A 19,942-nucleotide genomic window follows, 5' to 3' on the forward strand; every position below is an offset into this window, starting at 1 on the left:
CCGCTGACCGGGCCGAGCGCCGTCGACGATCGGTAGCGCATCGGTAACCGACATGTCGTTCCGAGTGCCCGGTTCGGGGGCGTACCCTGCCGAGGTGGCTGTTCGGGATGTCCTCTACTCCCTCTACGAGCGGCGGCTCGTCCGCAAGCTGACCGGCGCACCGCGCCCTCGGCACGTCGGGGTGATCCTCGACGGCAACCGGCGCTGGGCGCGGGAAGCCGGGTTCGACGACCCCAACGAGGGTCATCACGTCGGCGCACGGAAGATCGAGCAGGTGCTCGGCTGGTGCACCGACCAAGGCGTCGAGGTCGTGACGCTGTGGCTGCTCTCCACCGATAACCTGTCGCGCCCGGAGAGCGAGCTGGCGCCGCTGCTGCGGATCATCGAGGGCGTCGCGACCGACCTCGCCGCTGACGACCAGCCCTGGCGTCTCCGGATGGTGGGCGCGCTCGACCTGTTGCCCGCGGAGACCTCGCGGATCCTCAAGGACGCCGCCGAGCGCACCCACTCGAAGACGGGCACCTCGGTGAACATCGCGGTCGGGTACGGGGGCCGCCGGGAGATCGCCGACGCGGTGCGGTCGCTGCTGCACGAACACGCCAGCCTCGGGACGCCGATCGAGCAGCTGGCCGAGGTCCTCGACGTCGACCACATCGCCGAGCACCTCTACACGAAGGGCCAACCCGACCCCGATCTGGTCATCCGGACCTCCGGAGAGCAGCGGCTGTCCGGGTTCCTGCTCTGGCAGAGCGCGCACTCGGAGTTCTACTTCTGCGACGCGCACTGGCCGGACTTCCGCCGGACCGACTTCCTCCGTGCGCTCCGCGACTACGCGAAGCGCAATCGTCGCTTCGGAGTCTGAGCCGGCTGGACCGGCGGAGCCGCTGAGCCGGCTGGACCGGCAGAGCCGACGGGGCCCGCCGTTCGTGGTGCCTGGCCCGGCTGGGCGACCGCACAAAGCTGCGCCCTCGGAGCGGTGAAATCACCCCGGCGTGGATACCGTGGGCTCACTCTCGTCGTGAACTGTGTCGCCTATTGCCGGGCGCGAAGCGGCGCGATCTGCATGGTGAGGTGTGCGATGAAGCAGGCCCTTCCGAGCCGGCCGGATCTGTCCAGTCCGTGGCCGACCCTGCCGAGCGACATGGCGCCGCTGATGCGCCGGGAGATCCCCGACCTGGCCGCGGAGATGGTCCGCGAGATCTCCCACCAGGTCCCGGAGTACGACCGGCCTGGTGACGCGGACTACCGGCACACGATCCAGCGCGGCGTCGAGCAGGCACTGCAGGAGTTCGTCGGCCGGGTGAGCCGGGGAGACGGCGACCTGGAGACCGCCGCAGAGGTCCATCGCGCGATCGGCCGGGCCGAGCGTCGGGCCGGTCGAAGCCTCGACGCGCTGCATTCGGCGTACCGGGTGGGTGCTCGACTGTCCTGGCGGCGGTGGGCGGAGCTGAGCAGCATCGCGGGTGTGCCGCCCGCACAGATCTACCGGATCGCGGACGCGGTCTTCGCCCACATCGACGAGTTGGCCGAACACGCCACGGAGGGGTACGCCGCCGCCTCGGCCCCCGACGACCGGCGCCGAGGCCGCCTGCTGAAGCTCTTGCTGACGCCGGGCACCAAGCCGGAGGCGCTCGCGGAGGCAGCGCGAGCGGCGCGCTGGCCGTTGCCCGGGGAGGTGGTCGCCGTGATCGCGCAGGGCCCGGTGCGGGTCGGCGCCGACGTTCCGCGCGAGATCCTCGTCGGCAGCGGCGGTGGGCGGCCGTTCCTGCTGCTGCCCGCGGCCAGTTCGTGGTTGGACCAGGCCCATCGCTGGTTCGCTGCGGGATGCCTGGTCGTGGCCGGCCCCGCGGTGCCGCTCGGGTCCGCCCGCAACTCGCTCCAGCTCGCCCGCCGGTGCCTGGACCTGGTCGACCGCGGCATCGTCGAGCAACCGGAGCAGGGCGTCGTCCGCGCGGAGTCGCATTTGGCCAGCGTCGTCCTGTTGGAGAACGAAGCGTTCGTGCAGATGCTGATCGACCGGCACCTCGGTCCGCTGCGCCAGCTGACGCCCCGTCAGCAGCACCGCATGGTCGAGACACTGCTGGCGTCGCTCAGCTGCCGGAACGGCGCACCGGCCGTCGCGCGGATACTGAACCTGCACCCGCAGACCGTCCGGTACCGACTCCGGCGCGCGGAGAGCCTGTTCGGTGACCGCCTGCGCGATCCATTGGTCCGGCTGGAGTTCGAGATGGCACTCCGTGGTCACCAATTACTCAGCAAGCAAGCGGTGCCCGCCTGACCCTGGTCTGACCGGTTGAGTACCTGTCCTGTTACGGGATGTTCACATGCTGGTACGGCAGATCTGGGCGTTACGGACCCGGAACCCCGTCCGACGGCGTAGCGTTCGTCCCGGTGGGGCTCTCGATCCCCACCCGGGAGGCCCAGGCGTTGAAACCTTCGATCGGTTGTCTTCGTCGCGGGGCCGGCACCCGGCCCCGTAGGGCGGGTACCGGACCCGGCGAGCCAGTGGGCGCACGGGTGCGCGCCCGCGGGACCAGGAGCACTTCATGTCCGATCGTCGTACCCCAGAGACCTCACTGAGCGACCCCGCTCCAACGGAGGTCACCGCGCCCGTGGCGGCACCGTCCGCATCGGACGGCGCAGTTCCGACCCGTCGCACCCGCGAGCGGACGTCCCGTACGGAGGAACACCCAGCCGACGTCGTCGGCGACAAGGTCTACGTCCTGGACACCTCCGTTCTCCTCTCCGACCCCGGTGCGCTGGGGCGGTTCGCTGAGCACGAGGTAGTCCTTCCGCTCGTCGTCATCACCGAATTGGAAGGCAAGCGGCACCACCCGGAGTTGGGCTGGTTCGCCAGGCAGACGCTCCGCATGCTCGACGACCTGCGGGTCAAGCACGGCCGGCTCGACGTCCCGGTGCCGGTGAACGAGGCGGGCGGCATGCTGCGCGTCGAGCTGAACCACGCGTCGACCGAGAACCTGCCGCAAGGCTTCCGGGCCGAGACCAACGACACCCGGATCCTCGCGGTAGCCTTGAACCTCGCCGCCGAGGGCGCGGACGTCGTCCTGGTGACCAAGGACGTGCCGCTCCGGGTCAAGGCGGGTGCGGTCGGCCTGAACGCCGACGAGTACCGCGCCGAGATGGTGTCGGTCGCCGAGCGGCCCTGGACCGGCATGGTCGACCTCGACATCAGCGACGACGAGATGGCGCGCCTCTACGGCGAGGAGACGATCGACCTGGCCGGGGCGCAGGGCCTTCCGTGCCACACCGGCCTGGTTCTGCACTCCGGCCGCGGCTCGGCGCTGGCTCGCGTCCGGCCGGACAAGACCGTGCGTCTCGTCCGCGGCGACCGGGACGCGTTCGGCCTGCACGGCCGCTCGGCCGAGCAGCGGGTCGCCCTCGACCTGCTGCTCGACGACGAGGTCGGGATCGTCTCGCTCGGCGGCCGGGCCGGGACCGGCAAGTCGGCGCTCGCGCTCTGCGCCGGCCTGGAGCAGGTGATGGAGCGCCGCGCACACAAGAAGGTCGTGGTGTTCCGCCCGCTCTACGCGGTCGGCGGCCAGGAACTCGGCTACTTGCCGGGCAGCGAGGCCGAGAAGATGAGCCCCTGGGGCCAGGCGGTCTTCGACACCCTCGGTGCGTTGGTCAGCGACGCGGTGGTGGAGGAGGTGCTGGGCCGCGGTCTGCTCGAGGTGCTGCCGCTGACGCACATCCGCGGTCGTTCGCTGCACGACGCGTTCGTGATCGTCGACGAGGCGCAGTCGCTGGAGCGCGGCGTATTGCTCACCGTGCTGTCCCGGGTGGGCGCCAACTCCCGGGTCGTGCTCACGCACGACGTCGCCCAGCGCGACAACCTGCGGGTGGGACGCCACGACGGCGTCGCGGCCGTGGTGGAGACGCTCAAGGGGCACCCGCTCTTCGCGCACGTGACGCTGACCCGCTCGGAGCGCAGCCCGATCGCGGCCCTCGTCACCGAGATGCTCGAGGAATTGCCGCACTGACATGACAACAAATGGGGGTCTCGGCTGCGGCTGAGACCCCCATTTGTTGTTCACGGGCCGCGGTGGTCACCGTCACGGCCGTAAGTGACCGACTCGTCGGTAAGGTGGCGGTCAGGCCTGACTGGTACTGGTCGGTCTCGGCTACTGGCCAGCATCGCCACTGATCAGCACTGAGGAGGAAGCGTGAGCGCAGAGCAGCGGGTAGCGATCGTGACGGGCGCAGCACGGGGGATCGGTGCCGCAACCGCGATCCGCCTGGCCCGCGACGGCTTCGCGGTCGGCGTTGTCGACCTCGACGCGGACGCGTGCAAGGACACGGTCGACGCCATCACGACCGCCGGTGGCAAGGCCCTCGCGGTCGGTGCCGACGTCAGCGATTCGGAGCAGGTCGCGGTCGGCATCCAGCAAGTCGTCGACGGCCTCGGAGCGCCGACCGTCCTGGTGAACAACGCCGGCATCCTCCGGGACAACCTGCTGTTCAAGATGTCCGACAGCGACTGGGACGCGGTCATGAACGTCCACCTGCGTGGTGCGTTCCTGATGACCCGGGCCGTGCAGAAGTTCCAGGTCGAGCAGAAGTGGGGCCGGATCGTCAACCTGTCGAGCACGTCGGCGCTCGGCAACCGCGGCCAGGCGAACTACTCGACCGCGAAGGCCGGCCTCCAGGGCTTCACCAAGACCCTCGCGATCGAGCTCGGCAAGTACGGCGTCACCGCGAACGCGATCGCGCCGGGCTTCATCCAGACCGACATGACCGCGGCGACGGCAGCCCGGGTCGGCGTCCCGTTCGAGGACTTCATCAAGGCGGCGACGTCGATGATCCCGGTCGGCCGTCCCGGCGTGCCGGAGGACATCGCCGGCGTGGTGTCGTTCCTCGTCAGCGACGACGCGTCGTTCGTCTCCGGTCAGGTCATCTACGTCGCGGGCGGTCCGAAGGACTGACCGTTCGTCTGAAGGCTTTCGCGCCGCGTGGCTCCCTACGGTGGGGGCCGCGCGGCGCTGTTTCGATCCAGTCCCCGGTGACCTCGGTGAGGCAGGTCACCGGATGGCCGCGACCAGGGGGAGAAATCACCCCGCATCTCGCATAGCCGACACCATCTCGCCACGGACTGTTAAGGCAGCAGTAAGAGACGTATAGAGGTGGCCACAGCCGAGGATCGCGTGGCTCCAGGTCCGGTACGTTCGCTCGAAGTGTGCAAGGGGCGACGGACGAGCTCTCGGACAGATGGGGTTCGAGGCGCGACCTGACGCGAGAGGTGCTCATGAATGCAGCGCTGCCGGGCACGGGCTTACTGCCCGCCCAGTTGACAGCGCCAGGACTTTCCCTACTGGCCGGTGCCGGGAGGGCCGGAGTCGTCGGCCACCTGGACGGTGACGACCTCCGGTGCGAGGCACCGGAGGACCGGGGGACGGGCCAGCGCCGATGACCTACCGCCTCCGTGACGATCAGGAGTACGGCGCAGGGGGATGGGACGGTCCGGAGGACACCTCCGGCGATCAGGGCGACGACTTACCCGGCCGGCGTCGGCCGGGAGCGCCACGCTCTGGGTCCCACTCCAGCGACTACGCCGGTTCGGAGCAGTACACCTACCAGCGCCCGGACGACTGGGCTCCGCGCGCTCGGCGCCGGTACGCCGACTCGTTCGACGAGCCGACCGCGGCGACGCCGGCCGCCGGTGCGCCGATCCAGACGCCCCCGAATTCGATGTCGGCGAACCCGGCCCCGTCGGTCGACTGGTGGGGCCGGTCGAGCGAGACCGACAGCCGGGACGGCGCCGCGGCACGCAGCTTCTCCTGGCGAGAGCAGGAGACCGTCGACGGCTACGCGCCGCCGCGTCAGGACGACCGGTCGGCCGAGTCCTACGACGGGTACGGCGGCGTCAACTACGACCGCGCGAACTACGGCGGGCGCAACTACGAGGAACCGTCCTTCGGCGGCCGGAACTTCGAGAGCCCGAAGGACGAGACACCGTCCTGGGACGCGAAGCCGTGGGGCGTGGGCCGAGGCGCGGAAGGCAGCGCCTGGGACGCGGACGCGCTCCGGGCCGCGGCCGGCGTGCCCTACCGGGAGTCCAGCCGGGACGCCGACGACACCGCGCAGCTCCCCCCGGCGCGCACCAGTGCGCTCCCGCCGGTGCCGCCCGCCTACGGGATCCCCGGCCAGCGTCGTCCGGCCGGGTACGGGCCGGACGCCGACACCGAGTTCAGGGGCGCCGAGCGCCTCCAGGCGGCCGCAGACGCCGAGGTGCCGATCGCGCCTCCGGCCGACCCCAAGCGATCGTTACCGCGCAAGCACCTGATCCTGCGGATCGCCGCGGTGATGGTGCTCGTCTTCTCGGCGGCGATCGGGGTGGCGGTGACGGTCCTCCGGGACACCGACCCGGACACGGTCCAGGTCAAGGAGGAGCTCAAGGCGGACGTCCCGGTAACGGTGGCGACGCCGCCCCCGGACACCGGCACCGAGCAGGACAAGCCGGTGGGCGCCGAGATCCAGCAGAAGCAGGCGCAGCAGCAGGCCCTGGACGCCGCCCGGTCGCGCGCGGCGGACAAGGCGGAAGCGGCGCAGAAGAAGGCCGCCGAGGACGCCGAGCGGGCCGAGGACGAGCGTGCGTCCCGCAGCGCGGAACGTAGCGCCGCGTCGGACGACGAGTCCGAGTCGACCGGCTCGTCGGGCGACCCGGTGCCGAGCGCTCCGGTGGACTGCAACAACTACAGCGGCAACAAGAAGACCGGCTGTGCGCTGCTCTCCGAGTACGGCTTCTCCACCAGCCAGATGAGCTGCCTGGACAAGCTCTGGATGAAGGAGAGCGGCTGGCGGACCACCGCCGAGAACCCGTCCTCCGGGGCGTATGGCATCCCGCAGTCGCTGCCGGGCAACAAGATGGCCACGGTCGCCAGTGACTGGCGGACCAACCCGGCCACCCAGATCCGGTGGGGCTTGGGCTACATCAAGGACCGGTACGGCACGCCGTGCGGCGCGTGGTCGCACTCGCAGGCCAACGGCTGGTACTGAGCACGGTTCTCGGAGCCCCGCCTCGGCCTCGGAGCCCCGCCTCGCACTGCGAGGCGGGGCTCCCGGCTGATCAGGGCCGGGTCATCGCCAGGACGTCGAGGGCGGCGTCCAGCTCCTTCTCGCTGACCTTGCCCGACTCGACATGGCCACGCTCGACGACGACCTCCCGAATCGTCTTGCGCTCCTTCAGCGCCTGCTTCGCGATCGCGGCGGCTTCCTCGTAGCCGAGGTACCGGTTGAGCGGCGTCACGATCGACGGTGACGACTCGGCGTACTCCCGGCACCGCTCGACGTTCGCCACGATGCCGTCCACGCAGCGGTCGGCGAGCACCCGCGACACGTTCGCGAGCAGGCGCACCGACTCCAGGACGTTCCGCGCCAGTACCGGCAGCATCACGTTGAGCTCGAACGATCCGGACGCACCGGCGAACGTCACCGTCGCGTCGTTGCCGATCACCTGGGCGGCGACCTGCGCGACCGCCTCGGGGATGACCGGGTTGACCTTGCCGGGCATGATCGACGAGCCCGGCTGCAGGTCGGGGAGCGCGATCTCGGCGAGACCCGCACGCGGTCCCGAGCCCATCCAGCGCAGGTCGTTGGCGATCTTCACCAGGCCGACCGCGATCGTCCGGAGCTGGCCGGAGGCCTCCACCAGCGCGTCCCGGGCGCCCTGTGCCTCGAAGTGGTCACGCGCCTCGGTGACCGGCAGGCCGGTCCGGGTGGCGAGGTCGGCGATCACCTGGGTGGCGAACCCGGGCGGAGTGTTGATGCCGGTGCCGACGGCGGTGCCGCCCAGCGGCAGCTCGGCCAGCCGGGGCAGCGCGGACCGGAGCCGTTCGACGCCCAGCTCCACCTGAGTGGCGTAGCCGCCGAACTCCTGGCCGAGCGTGACGGGCGTGGCGTCCATCAGGTGGGTGCGGCCGGATTTGACCACCTCCGCGAACTCCACCTGCTTGCGCCGCAGCGACGCGACCAGGTGCTCCAGCGCGGGAATCAGGTCGTCCGACACCGCGCCGGTGGCGGCCAGGTGGATCGACGACGGGAACACGTCGTTCGACGACTGGGACGCGTTCACGTGGTCGTTGGGGTGGACCGGCTTCCCCAGCCGCTCGGTGGCCAGGGTGGCGATCACCTCGTTGGTGTTCATGTTGCTCGAGGTGCCCGAGCCGGTCTGGAACACGTCGACCGGGAACTCCGCGTTCCAGCGCCCGGTTGCGACCTCTTCGGCCGCGGCGGCGATGGCCTCGGCGAGGTCCGCGTCGATCACGCCCAGCTGCGCGTTGACCCGCGCGGCCGACGCCTTGATCCGGCCGAGCGCGGCGATCAACGCCGGCTCCAGCGGCGCGCCGGAGATCGGGAAGTTCTCCACCGCCCGCTGGGTCTGGGCCCGCCACTTCGCCGCGGCCGGGACCCGGACCTCGCCCATCGTGTCGTGTTCGATCCGGTATTCGCTCTCGCTCATACGTCATACCTACGCCTTTCGGGCCCGGTGCGCCGCAGTGGACCGGTGTGAATCGCGTTTGTCCCCAGGACGGCTCCGGCGGCGCGGGTTTTGTCGTAGGCGGGGTTCAGAGTTTCGGCATGACCGATCACGGGGTGTTTTCGCAGCTCAACGGAGTTCCGGTCGGGCCGGAGCTGGTCGCGGTCCTGGCCGCGTTACAGCCGGAGCCACGCCGACGGGTGGACGCGGTGGGCGTTCCGGAGATCCTGCCCGACGCGTCCGAGCAGGTGCTCGTCGTGAAGGCCTGGCAGCGGGTCGCCGCCTGGGTCGATTCCCGGCTGAACGCCGCGGTCCTCGCGGTGGCCGGTTCGCGGCTCGCTCCGGGAGAGGAGGAGGACTGGGGTCGGGAGGAGGTCGCGGCGGCACTGCGCTGGTCCAATCAGGCGGCGGCCGAACGTATCGACGTCGCCCGCGTACTGAACACGCGGTTGTTCCGCACCCGTCAGGCATTGGCCGAGGGTCGGATCACCTACCGGCACGCCGCGGAGATCGTGAAGGGTCTCGAGCCTCTGGACGACGATCACGCGACCGACGCGGAGACGCGGCTCCTGACGGCTGCTGAGGACAAGACCGCAGCACAAGTGGCCCGTCGCGCGCGTAAGGAAGTGATCAAGGCCGACCCCGACGGCGCCGACCGACGGCACCGTAAGGCCCGCGCCGGGCGCCGGGTCGAGTTCACGCCGCTGCCGGACGCGATGGCGGAGCTGCGTGCGTTCCTCCCGGCGGACGGGGCCGCGCAGGTACGCGTCGCGCTGGACCGGATCGCCGGCCGCACCGCGGTCCGCGGTGACGAGCGCACGATCGATCAACGCCGGGCGGACGCGCTGGTGGCCCTCGGTGAACTGGGGATCTTCACGGTCACGACCGGCCTGCTTCCCACGGACAGCCCGACTCCCGTGACCCCCGCGGCCGGGAACGCCGACCTCGCCGACGCCGACCCCGGCGCTCCCAGCGCAGCCGACCCCGGCACAGCCGATGCCTGCGCAGCTGGCCCCGGGCCGTCTGATGCGGGGTTCGGGTCGCAGGACCGGAAGCGCGATCCCGACGAGCTTCGGGCCGCGCTGCTGAGCGGAAGGCGTGCCGCGCCACCCCGGGTCGCGCTCGTCGCGCCGCTCTCGACGGTGCTCGGCGCGACCGACCTACCCGGCGACCTCACCGGCTACGGCCCGGTGCCGCCGGCGATCGTCCGGGAGTTGGCCGCCACGGGACGCTGGGAGAAGTGGCTCACCGACCACCGGGGCGTCGTCACCGACCTCGGGCGTGCGACGTACCGACCGTCCGCCGAACTCGCCGACCTGGTGCGCGCGACCTATCCCACCTGCATGTTCCCGGGCTGTTCGCAGCCCTCGTACCGCTGCGACCTCGACCACAACGTCCGCCGAATCGACGGGGGTCCCACCAGCGCGGCCAATCTGGTTCCGCTGTGCCGCCGGCATCACCGCGCGAAGGACGAAGGTGGCTGGCAGCTCCGGCACGACAGCGAGACCGGGACCTGCACCTGGACGAGCCCGGCCGGACACGGGTACACCGTCGAGGCACCACGGCATGAGACGACCCAGAGCGCCCCGGACCTGCCGTTGACCCCGGACCTGCCGTTGGCCCCGGACCTGCCGTTGACCCCGGACCTGCCGTTGACCCCGGACCTGCCGTTGGCCCCGGACCTGCCGTTGACCCCGGACCTGCCGTTGACCCCGGACCTGCCGTTGACCCCGGACCTGCCGTTGACCCCGGACCTGCCGTTGACCCCGGACCTGCCGTTGACCCCGGACCTGCCGTTGACCCCGGACCTGCCGTTGACCCCGGACCTGCCGTTGACCCCGGACCTGCCGTTGACCCCGGACCTGCCGTTGACCCCGGACCTGCCGTTGACCCCGGACCTGCCGTTGACCCCGGACCTGCCGTTGACCCCGGACCTGCCGTTGACCCCGGACCTGCCGTTGACCCCGGACCTGCCGTTGACCCCGGACCTGCCGTTGACCCCGGACCTGCCGTTGACCCCGGACCTGCCGTTGACCCCGGACCTGCCGTTGACCCCGGACCTGCCGTTGACCCCGGACCTGCCGTTGACCCCGGACCTGCCGTTGACCCCGGACCTGCCGTTGACCCCGGACCTGCTGGGCCTCGACGGTGCGCCGGTCGGGGTCGCGCCGGGCGCGGAGGACCTGCCGCCGTTCTGAGCGGCACGGGCGTCGGCCGGGCCCACACAGCAGCACGTGGGCCCGGCATTCGGCGTGCTCTTTGGCGGTCGTCCTTGCCCGGGGAGCGCTGAGCTGGAACACTCGTGCCAATGAGTTGGTCGAGCGGGGGAGGAACAGGAATGTTGGCATCGTTTCCGGTCATGCCGGAGGGCGGCTTCTCGCTGGACGACCTCGATGGCATGCCCGAAGGGCTGGTCCGGGTGGAGCTCACCGACGGGACGCTGAGCATCAGTCCGATGCCGACCGGGCTGCATCAGTACCTCGCCGGTGCCCTCTGCCTGCGGTTGGACCAGGCGGCGCCACCGGGGATCGGTGCGACCTGGGGCACGGAGATTCGGTTGGACGCCTCGCTGACCCGGATCCCCGACGTCGTCGTACTGCGGACGCCGGCGCCGGATCGACGCTGGTTCTCGCCGGGCAACGTCGTGCTCGCCGTCGAGATCGAGTCGCCGGGGACTCACGTCGAGGAGCGCATCACCCGCCCGGCGCTCTACGCGCGCTACGGGATCCCGCACTACTGGCGCATCGAGGTGGAGGGCGACGACGAACTCGTCGCAGTGATCCATCGGCTCGAGGGCGGCACGTTCGCCGAGACCTACCGAGGAGGCCAGATCGACGTCCGGGAGCCGTTCCCGTTCCGCCTGGAGCTGGCTGCTCTCCTACCCCACTGGGCCAATCGCGACCGGGCCAAGCGCGACCGGGCCAAGCGCGACCGGGCCAAGCGCGAGCACTGAACCCGACCAGGAAGGGCTGACCCGATGAGCACCACCGCGTTAGACCAAGGCACGCGAAGGCACGGAGGACGTCGTCGTCCCGCCGCGTGCAACGATGAGGCCGTGTTGACGCAGGATGAAACTGGGGAGGGCCAGCCCGTCCTCAGCATCCAGATGCCCCCGGGCGGCTTTACCGTTGCGGATCTGCTCGCGATGCCGGAGTACCCCCTACCGGATCGAGCTGACCGACGGAGCACTGACCGTGTCGCCCTCTGCCTCACGCTGGCACCAGTCCCTTGCTGGAATGCTGATCAGCCGCCTCTCCAGTGCACGCGCCAACGGCTACACGATCAACCAGGCCGTCGACGTCCAGCTCAGTGAGCAGACCACCGGTATCCCGGACGTCCTGATCGTCCGCGCAGGGGTCTCGAGCGAGCGCCGCCTCTATCTCGCCGACGATCTCGCGGCGGCGATCGAGATCGAGTCACCGACCAGCGGCGCGAACGACCGGAGGCTCAAGCCGATCCCCTACGCCGACTACAAGATCCCGTACTACTGGCGGATCGAGCTGGAGCCTGAGCTGATCGCGGTCGTCCACCGCTTGGAGGACGGCGCCTATGTCGAGGTCTCCCGCGGGCCGCGGATCGACGTGACCGAGCCGTTTCCGTTCTCGGTCGACCTGGCGGACCTCATCGATCCGGACGCCTAGTTCGCGTCACCCAGGTGCCCGTGCCCCATCTGCAGGCGGACGGGTGTGTCGAGGAACCGGCCGATGTCGGTCACCTCGGCTTCGACGGCGGCTCGGACGTCGTCCGCCAACGGCTCGAACGGTTCCACGGTCAGAGCCGCACCCTTCTGACGCCAGATCGCGACGGCCTCACCGTCGACCAGCACGGTCGGCGTCACGAAGCCTCCGCCGGTCCGCACCCGGGCGACGTACTCCGACGGCACGACAGCGGTCTTGTCGGCGTAGCCGAGCAGGTACGGGTCGAAATGACCGACCAAGCGGATCGAGCCCGGAGACGGCACCTCGGCCGCCGCACCGAGGGTCCAGAACGGCCCGAGCGGGACGATCTCGGAGTCGAGCGACGCGAACGCGGCCTTCGCGTCGCGGGCGCTCAGTCCCGACCAGGCGGCGAAGTCGGCCGGCCCGGCGGGCTGGTGGCCGCGCAGATAGCGGCGGGCGAGCTCGGCCAGCGCTTCCTCCCGCGACAGCTCGGAGGACGCTTCGAGCAACCGGTACGTCGCCTTGCCGCGCCCCAGCTCCGGTCCGAGGCAGAGCACCCCGCGGGACGCCGCGTATCCCAGCAAGTGCGGCGCGGCCTGGCCGTCCGGGCTGATCTCGACGCCGTGCGACGCGAGCCGGGAGACCACCTCCGCGCGCCCGAGCGGCCCGTCCGCGAGTACCGCAGGCAGCACCTCGACCGCCCGCTCGCACAGCTCGTCGTCCAGGCCCAGCTGGGTCCGGCGCCGTGCGCCCTTCGCTCGGTTCACCGGCCCCAGTAGGTCGAGCATCCAACCGGCGTCGTCCGCGGCGACCGCGTGCAGCGTCCCGCGCATCAGCCACGTCCGGACGAACCCTTCGCCGTCCAGGTCGACCTGGTCAGCGGTCAGCCCGGACGTGCGCGCCCGGACGGCGAGCGCGGTCGCCGCCAAGTCCTGGGCCTGCAGTGCCCCCAGACGCGCGACGACGCCCGCGGTGTCAGTGGCCCGCTCCGCGCCGAGTAACTGCGACTCGGCGCGGAGACGGCTCAGGTCAGCCACGTCCAGGGCCCCGCGCTCAGACCCGAGGTCCGATGGTCAGCACCGGCTTCGTGGTGTCGGCGAAGAAGTCCTCACCCTTGTCGTCCACCACGATGAACGCCGGGAAGTCGCGGACCTCGATCTTCCAGACGGCCTCCATGCCGAGCTCGGCGTACTCGAGGACCTCGACGTGGGTGATGCAGTCCTGCGCGAGCCGCGCGGCCGGACCGCCGATCGAGCCGAGGTAGAACCCGCCGTACGTCTTGCACGCGTCGGTGACCTGCTTCGACCGGTTGCCCTTGGCGAGCATGACCAGCGACCCGCCGGCCGCCTGGAACTTCTCGACGTAGGAGTCCATCCGGCCCGCGGTGGTCGGCCCGAACGATCCGGACGCGTAGCCGTCGGGCGTCTTCGCCGGGCCGGCGTAGTACACCGCGTGGTTCCGCAGGTACTCCGGCATCGGCTCGCCGGCGTCGAGGCGCTCGGCGATCTTCGCGTGGGCGATGTCGCGGGCGACGACCAGCGGGCCGGTGAGCGAGAGCCGGGTCTTCACCGGGTACCGGGAGAGCTCCGCACGGATCTCGGCCATCGGGCGGTTGAGGTCGATCTGCACGACCTCGGAGTCCAGGTCGTCGTGGGTGGTCTCGGGCAGGTACTGCGCCGGGTCGGTCTCCAGCTGCTCGAGGAACACGCCCTCGGCGGTGATCTTGCCCAGCGCCTGCCGGTCGGCCGAGCAGGAGACCGCGATCGCGACCGGGCAGGAGGCACCGTGGCGGGGGAGGCGCACGACGCGGACGTCGTGGCAGAAGTACTTGCCGCCGAACTGCGCGCCGATGCCGAACTTCCGGGTCAGCTCCAGCACCTGCCACTCGAGTTCCAGGTCGCGGAAGCCGTGCGCAGACAGGGACCCGGACGTGGGCAGGGAGTCGAGGTACTTCGCGCTGGCGTACTTCGCGGTCTTCAGCGCGTACTCGGCGCTGGTGCCGCCGACGACGATCGCCAGGTGGTACGGCGGGCAGGCCGCGGTGCCCAGCGAGCGGAGCTTCTCCTCCAGGAACTGCATCATCCGCGTCGGGTTCAGGACGGCCTTGGTCTCCTGGTACAGGAAGCTCTTGTTGGCCGAACCGCCGCCCTTCGCCATGAACAGGAACTTGTACTCGTTCGGCTTGCCGTCGGCGTACAGCTCGATCTGCGCGGGCAGGTTCGATCCGGTGTTCTTCTCGTCCCACATCGTCAGCGGAGCGAGCTGCGAGTACCGCAGGTTCAGCTCGGTGTACGCGTCGTAGACGCCCCGGCTGATCGCCTCGCCGTCGATCGGTCCGCCGCCGGTGAGGACGCGCTCGCCCTTCTTGCCCATGACGATCGCGGTGCCGGTGTCCTGGCACATCGGCAGGATGCCACCGGCCGCGATGTTCGCGTTCTTCAGCAGGTCCAGCGCCACGAAACGGTCGTTCCCGGAGGCCTCCGGGTCCTCCAGGATGTTCCGCAGCTGCTGGAGGTGGGCCGGGCGCAGCAAGTGCGCGATGTCCCGCATCGCGGCCTTGGTCAGGGTGCTCAGCGCTTCCGGCGCCACTCGGAGGAACGGCTCGCCTGCGACGTCGATCTGCTCCACTCCTTCCCGGGTGAGCAGCCGGTACGTGGTTTCGTCCGGGCCGAGCGGGAGCAGATCCGAGTAGCGGAAGTCAGGCATCGGGAACCTCGCGGCGTTGGGGAGTTGCCGCAAGGTTAATTTCTCGCGCCCCGGCGCTGGGAGTGCCGGGCAGTGAACTGCGCCACCCGAAAAGCGCTCGCGCCGAGCCAGCCCGACGACTCACACTGGGCACTCACACTGGGCACTCCCGCCGCAGGACCGCGGCGAAAGACCTGACGAGGAGCAGCGCGATGCGAATGCCGAACGGTTGGCGAGGCGAGTACGCCCGCACCGTCGGCTGCCCGCTGCTCGGCAGGTACTCCCAACCCACTCGCTGACATCCCTCGCCGACGGGCGGCCAGGCGCTGACGCGCCGATGGCCGGCTCCGTGGCGTCCGCATAAGTCGTAACCCGCGGGGAACCCGCGACCTGCAGAGGAGAAATCATGTACACGTTGCTGCCCGGTACGCGGGCGCCGGTCAAGGTCTGGACGGACCCGAACACGATCGAGCCGGAGGCTGCGAAGCAGCTTCGGAACATCGGTGCGCTGCCGTGGGTCGAGGGCGTCGCGGTCATGCCGGACGTGCACTTCGGTAAGGGCGCGACGGTCGGTTCGGTCATCGCGATGCGGCAGGCCGTTTCGCCGGCCGCGGTCGGCGTCGACATCGGTTGCGGGATGTCCGCGGTGCGGACTTCGCTGACCGCCGAGGATCTGCCGGACGACCTGGGTCCGCTGCGCCGGGCGATCGAGGACGCGATCCCGGTCGGTTTCCACACGCACGACGACCAGGTCGACCCGCGGCGGGTCCGCGGCGTCGACACGAAGGGCCTGGACGCGTTCTGGAAGGGCTTCGACGACCTGCACGTCGGGGTGTCGCAGCTGCGGACACGAGCCGGGAAGCAGCTCGGCACGCTGGGCGGCGGGAACCACTTCCTCGAGGTCTGCCTGGACACCGACGGTCGGGTCTGGCTGATGCTGCACTCGGGGTCGCGGAACATCGGCAAGGAGCTGGCGGAGCGGCACATCGCGATCGCCCGCAAGCTGCCGCACAACGCCGACCTGCCGGACCGGGACCTCGCGGTGTTCCTCGCGAACACGCCGGAGATGGAGGCCTACCGGCGTGACCTGTACTGGGCGCAGGAGTACGCGCGGCGCAACCGGGCGCTGATGCTCGGACTGTTCGAGCAGGTGGTCCGGAAGACGTTCCCGCAGGTCAGCTTCGACGAGCCGATCTCGTGCCACCACAACTACGTGGCCGAGGAGCGGTACGGCGACGTGGACCTGCTGGTGACGCGGAAGGGCGCGATCCGGGCCGGCTCCGGTGACCTGGGCATCATCCCGGGCTCGATGGGCACCGGCTCGTACGTCGTCCGCGGCCGGGGTAACGCCGAGGCGTTCAACTCCGCGTCGCACGGTGCCGGCCGGCGGATGAGCCGGAACAAGGCGAAGAAGATGTTCACGACTGCGGACCTGGCCGCCCAGACCGCGGGCGTCGAGTGCCGTAAGGACGCCGGCGTCGTCGACGAGATCCCCGGCGCCTACAAGGACGTCGAGGCGGTCCTGGCGCAGCAGACCGACCTCGTCGACGTCGTCGCCCACCTCAAGCAGGTGGTCTGCGTGAAGGGCTGAGGAGGCACGGGGCCCCGCCGAAGGGCGGGGCCCCGGTCAGCCCTGAATGGGTCAGCCGCTGAACTCCTTGAGGGCGGCTTCCAGCTCCTCGGCCGTCGGCGGCACGGCTCCGACCCGCGTGCAGGTCAGGGCCGCAGCCGTCGCTGCCGTGCGGATCACCGCGGCGAGGGTGTCGGCGTCGAGCCCGGCGATCCGGTCCGCACCTCCCGGGCCCAACAGGCCGCGGACGTCGAGCGCGTGCAGCAGGGCGCCGGCGAACGAGTCACCGGCCCCGATCGTGTCCGCGACCGTGACCGCCGGCGCCGGGACCGTCACGGTGGCCGCCCGACCGATCGCGAGCGCACCCTCCGAGCCGCGGGTCACGACCACCAGAGCCGGGCCGATCTCCGCCCACTCGGCCGCGGCATCCTCGGCCGGTACGTCGGGGTAGAGCCACCCCAGGTCCTCGTCGCTGACCTTGACCACGTCGACGAGCCGCACCAGCCGCTCGGTGCGGGCCCTGGCGGCGTCCAGCGAGCCGTCGGGCGCGGCGACGATCGTCGGGCGGATGTTCGGGTCGAAGCTCAACGTGACGCGGCCCCGGTAGCCCTCCCGCGCGACCAGCTTCTCGATCACCTCGGCGCCCGGCGACAGGTAGGCCGCGAGCGACCCGATGTGCAGGGCGCCGACCTCGTCGTCGAGAGGGTTGGGCAGGTCGCGGTCGCGCCATTGCCAGTCGGCCGTGCCGTTGAGCCAGAAGTCGTAGCTGGCCCGGCGCTCGGCGTCGAACGTCACGACGGCGAGCGAGGACGGTTCGACGGCGTCGACCAGGTAGCGAGCGTCGACGCCCGCATCGGCCAGCCGGGCGCGGATGCGCGCGCCGAACACGTCCCGACTCACCCGGGCGGCCAGGGCCGCCCGGGAGCCGAGCTTCGCCAGTGAGACCGCGATGTTGGCCGGGCTGCCGCCCGCCCGCGCGCGGTACGGAATGTCTTCGCCGTCAGCCTGGTCCGGAACCAGGTCGACGATGTTCTCGCCGATGACCACTGTGAGTGGAGTCAGTCGGCCGGGTGCGTTTGTCGTCACTCGTCCTCGTCGTCGCTGCGATGTCCGAAGTCGATGAGCGAGTATGCCCGCAATTTGGTCAGCGAGTGCCAGCTTCCCACGGTCCGGATCGTGCCACTGCGCGACCGCATCACCAGCGACTCGGTCGACGCGCCGCCGCGCCGGTAGTGGACGCCGCGCAGCAGCTCCCCGTCGGTGACGCCGGTGGCGCAGAAGAAGACGTTGTCGCCGCGCACCAGATCGTCGGTGGTGAGAACCCGGTCGAGGTCGTGGCCGGCGTCGATCGCCCGCTGGCGCTCTTCGTCGTCACGGGGCCAGAGCTTGCCCTGGATCTCCCCGCCGAGGCATTTCATCGCGCAGGCCGCGATGATGCCCTCCGGCGTACCGCCGATGCCGACCAGCAGGTCGACGCCGGTCTGCTCACGGGCGGCGGAGATCGCGCCGGCCACGTCGCCGTCGGAGATGAACTGGATCCGGGCACCGGTCTGCCGGATCTCGTGCACGAGCTTCTCGTGGCGTGGGCGGTCGAGGATGCAGACCGTGACGTCCCGGACGCCGGTCCGCTTCGCCTTGGCGACCCGGCGGATGTTCTCACTGATCGGCGCGTTGATGTCCACGACGCCGACCGCGTCCGGGCCGACCGCGATCTTCTCCATGTAGAAGACGGCGGACGGGTCGAACATCGCGCCGCGCTCGGCCACCGCGAGTACCGCGATCGAGTTCGGCATGCCCTTGGCCATCAGCGTGGTGCCGTCGATCGGGTCCACCGCGACGTCGACCTCGGGGCCGGTGCCGTCGCCGACCTCCTCGCCGTTGTAGAGCATGGGGGCGTTGTCCTTCTCGCCCTCGCCGATGACGACGACGCCCCGCATCGAGACGCTGTTGATCAGTTGGCGCATCGCGTCGACCGCGGCGCCGTCGCCGCCGTTTTTGTCGCCGCGGCCGACCCAGCGGCCGGCGGCCATCGCCGCGGCCTCGGTGACACGGACCAGCTCGAGTGCGAGGTTCCGGTCCGGCGCCTGCGGGTTCGGGCTCTGAGGCTGCTTTCCGAGTTCAACCGACATGGGTGCTCCTCGCTCGGACGCCCGGTAGTGGGCCCTCATCCTGGCAGAACGAGGTGACACCACCGGGACGTATCGGGCTTGGGGTGGTGTAGGCCACGAACAACGCACGAATGTTTCGATTCAGACGGTCCGTCGGGTGCCGGGGGTGGCGGTTCGGACCGGGTGTACGACCATAGGCATATGAGCAGTGGCGGCGCGGGGAATGACCGTGGGATGGCCGACATCGTGGACTCGGCTCCCGAGCCCACCCATGTCACGGTCGGGATGAGCAGCGACGCGGGGTCGAGCGTGCCGCCGCCGAAGGCGACCCGGGCGGACGCCACCGTCCGCAACCTCGCCATCGCCCTCGGGATCCTGGTCATCCCGCTGGTGACGCTCGTCGCGCTCTGCCAGCCCAAGGCGTCGGACTCGCCGACCGTCGACCCGAGCCGGGTCTACGAGACCGCGCGGGAGCAGAAGGCCTTCCGGGTCCGCGAGCCGCAGGGGCTCTCCGACTGGCGGCCGACCGCCGCCGCCTACAACCCGGCCGCCGGTGGGCGGTTCACGATCCGAGTGAGCTACTCGACCCCGGACGATCGCTACGTGCAGCTCGTCCAGAGCAATGCGGCGGCCGACACGCTGATCACCGGCATCATCGACCGGGGTGCGCCGGCTGGGGTCGAGCAGATCGAGGGCGAGAGCTGGACCCGGTACACGGCCCGGGAGGGCAAGGAGAACGCCCTCGTGTTGATCGAGCCGGACGTCACGGTGGTCGTCGTGGGTGACGCGTCGCTGGACACCGCTCGGACGATGATCCGCTCCCTGCAGTAGGTGTTATTTGCGACGATTGTCGGTTATTTGCCCGAATGGTCGTCGCGACCCTTACTGTTGCCCACGGCAACTGCCGGTCGCGCGGCACTCCCGCGCAACCAGGGAAAAGGGTCCTACCGCAATTCCGATCAGAGCCTCCGCACAAAAATTTCTTGGGTCGCGTGTGTGAGAAGTCGGCCCCCCGGGCATCAGATGGTCAACGCCAACCCGACAGGGAGCGAAAACCTCCAGGGAGTAAAGGGAGTAGCCATGACCATCACCGGCATCATCACCGCGCTGATTATCGGTGCCATCGTCGGCGTGCTGGGCCGGCTCGTCGTTCCCGGTAAGCAGGCCATGCCGATCTGGCTGACGATCCTCGTCGGCATCATCGCGGCGTTCCTCGGCACCGCCCTCGCCCGGGCGATCGGCATCCCGACTGCCACGAGCGGCATCGACTGGCGTGAGCTGGCCGTTCAGGTTGTGCTGGCCGCCGTGGGTGTCGCCCTGGTCGCCGGCTTCTACGGTCGGAGCAGCGGTCGTCGTCGCCCGCTGGTTCGCTGACCTCAGCGACTCACCATCTGAATGCGGCTGGGGCCGCTCCCCCTCGGGGGAG

General features: G+C 70.6%; 16 protein-coding genes. 11 read left to right on the top strand and 5 right to left on the bottom strand.

Annotated elements, in window-relative coordinates; translation table 11 throughout:
• The first annotated feature begins 94 nt into the window (after positions 1 to 94).
• The 5 genes from ABEB28_RS10395 (at position 95) to ABEB28_RS43095 (ending at position 7,014) form a co-directional block, all read left to right on the top strand.
• Positions 95 to 862: an isoprenyl transferase gene (locus ABEB28_RS10395; protein ID WP_345727800.1), complete on the top strand. Its 768-nt coding sequence runs from the start codon at positions 95 to 97 to the stop codon at positions 860 to 862.
• A 216-nt stretch (positions 863 to 1,078) separates the two neighbouring features.
• Positions 1,079 to 2,278, top strand: coding sequence for a PucR family transcriptional regulator (locus ABEB28_RS10400; protein ID WP_345727801.1), 1,200 nt, complete (start codon positions 1,079 to 1,081; stop codon positions 2,276 to 2,278).
• A gap of 268 nt (positions 2,279 to 2,546) precedes the next feature.
• On the top strand, positions 2,547 to 4,001 hold the full coding sequence (phoH2, locus tag ABEB28_RS10405) for an RNA 5'-3' helicase PhoH2 (protein WP_345727802.1): 1,455 nt from the start codon (positions 2,547 to 2,549) through the stop codon (positions 3,999 to 4,001).
• 183 nt (positions 4,002 to 4,184) lie between these two features.
• The gene (gene fabG, locus ABEB28_RS10410; RefSeq protein ID WP_345727803.1) at positions 4,185 to 4,943 is read left to right on the top strand and encodes a 3-oxoacyl-ACP reductase FabG; all 759 of its coding nucleotides are present in this window, start codon (positions 4,185 to 4,187) and stop codon (positions 4,941 to 4,943) included.
• Between the two features lie 1,378 nt (positions 4,944 to 6,321).
• Entirely contained in the window at positions 6,322 to 7,014 is a 693-nt protein-coding gene (locus ABEB28_RS43095; RefSeq protein ID WP_425558936.1) for an aggregation-promoting factor C-terminal-like domain-containing protein, read from the top strand.
• 70 nt (positions 7,015 to 7,084) lie between these two features.
• Here the strand turns inward: ABEB28_RS43095 and ABEB28_RS10420 are convergent, their stop codons facing one another.
• A complete protein-coding gene (locus tag ABEB28_RS10420) occupies positions 7,085 to 8,476 on the bottom strand; it encodes a class II fumarate hydratase (RefSeq protein ID WP_345727805.1) in 1,392 nt (463 codons plus the stop codon).
• 119 nt (positions 8,477 to 8,595) lie between these two features.
• On the opposite strand from ABEB28_RS10420, the gene ABEB28_RS10425 reads away from it, so the two are divergent.
• The 3 genes from ABEB28_RS10425 (at position 8,596) to ABEB28_RS10435 (ending at position 12,135) form a co-directional block, all read left to right on the top strand.
• On the top strand, positions 8,596 to 10,692 hold the full coding sequence (locus ABEB28_RS10425; RefSeq protein ID WP_345727806.1) for an HNH endonuclease signature motif containing protein: 2,097 nt from the start codon (positions 8,596 to 8,598) through the stop codon (positions 10,690 to 10,692).
• 140 nt (positions 10,693 to 10,832) lie between these two features.
• Complete coding sequence (locus tag ABEB28_RS10430) at positions 10,833 to 11,447, top strand: Uma2 family endonuclease (protein WP_345727807.1); 615 nt, start codon at positions 10,833 to 10,835, stop codon at positions 11,445 to 11,447.
• Positions 11,448 to 11,562: 115 nt separating this feature from the next.
• Entirely contained in the window at positions 11,563 to 12,135 is a 573-nt protein-coding gene (locus ABEB28_RS10435) for a Uma2 family endonuclease (RefSeq protein WP_345727808.1), read from the top strand.
• On the opposite strand, the gene ABEB28_RS10440 is transcribed toward ABEB28_RS10435, so the two are convergent.
• Both ABEB28_RS10440 and ABEB28_RS10445 read right to left on the bottom strand, forming a co-directional pair.
• Positions 12,132 to 13,190: a winged helix DNA-binding domain-containing protein gene (locus ABEB28_RS10440; protein WP_345727809.1), complete on the bottom strand. Its 1,059-nt coding sequence runs from the start codon at positions 13,188 to 13,190 to the stop codon at positions 12,132 to 12,134. The two genes, ABEB28_RS10435 and ABEB28_RS10440, sit on opposite strands and share 4 nt — an antisense overlap.
• Before the next feature lie 16 nt (positions 13,191 to 13,206).
• Complete coding sequence (locus tag ABEB28_RS10445; RefSeq protein ID WP_345727810.1) at positions 13,207 to 14,859, bottom strand: fumarate hydratase; 1,653 nt, start codon at positions 14,857 to 14,859, stop codon at positions 13,207 to 13,209.
• A gap of 382 nt (positions 14,860 to 15,241) precedes the next feature.
• Here ABEB28_RS10445 and ABEB28_RS10450 point away from each other — a divergent pair, with 382 nt between their 5' ends.
• Positions 15,242 to 16,429, top strand: coding sequence for an RtcB family protein (locus ABEB28_RS10450; protein WP_345727883.1), 1,188 nt, complete (start codon positions 15,242 to 15,244; stop codon positions 16,427 to 16,429).
• Between the two features lie 51 nt (positions 16,430 to 16,480).
• Here ABEB28_RS10450 and ABEB28_RS10455 read toward each other — a convergent pair whose 3' ends face one another.
• Together ABEB28_RS10455 and glpX are read right to left on the bottom strand one after the other, a co-directional pair.
• On the bottom strand, positions 16,481 to 17,494 hold the full coding sequence (locus tag ABEB28_RS10455; protein WP_345727811.1) for a carbohydrate kinase family protein: 1,014 nt from the start codon (positions 17,492 to 17,494) through the stop codon (positions 16,481 to 16,483).
• Positions 17,491 to 18,537, bottom strand: a complete 1,047-nt coding sequence (gene glpX / locus ABEB28_RS10460; protein ID WP_345727812.1) for a class II fructose-bisphosphatase — start codon at positions 18,535 to 18,537, stop codon at positions 17,491 to 17,493. Before glpX ends, ABEB28_RS10455 begins: the two co-directional genes overlap by 4 nt.
• Before the next feature lie 213 nt (positions 18,538 to 18,750).
• Between glpX and ABEB28_RS10465 the strand changes: the two genes are divergently transcribed.
• Positions 18,751 to 19,347 (top strand): DUF4245 domain-containing protein, encoded by a 597-nt coding sequence (locus ABEB28_RS10465; RefSeq protein WP_345727813.1) that lies wholly within the window; start codon positions 18,751 to 18,753, stop codon positions 19,345 to 19,347.
• A 249-nt stretch (positions 19,348 to 19,596) separates the two neighbouring features.
• Positions 19,597 to 19,890, top strand: coding sequence for a GlsB/YeaQ/YmgE family stress response membrane protein (locus ABEB28_RS10470; RefSeq protein ID WP_345727814.1), 294 nt, complete (start codon positions 19,597 to 19,599; stop codon positions 19,888 to 19,890).
• Positions 19,891 to 19,942 lie beyond the last annotated feature (52 nt).

This window comes from Cryptosporangium minutisporangium, from assembly GCF_039536245.1.
Lineage (GTDB): Bacteria > Actinomycetota > Actinomycetes > Mycobacteriales > Cryptosporangiaceae > Cryptosporangium > Cryptosporangium minutisporangium.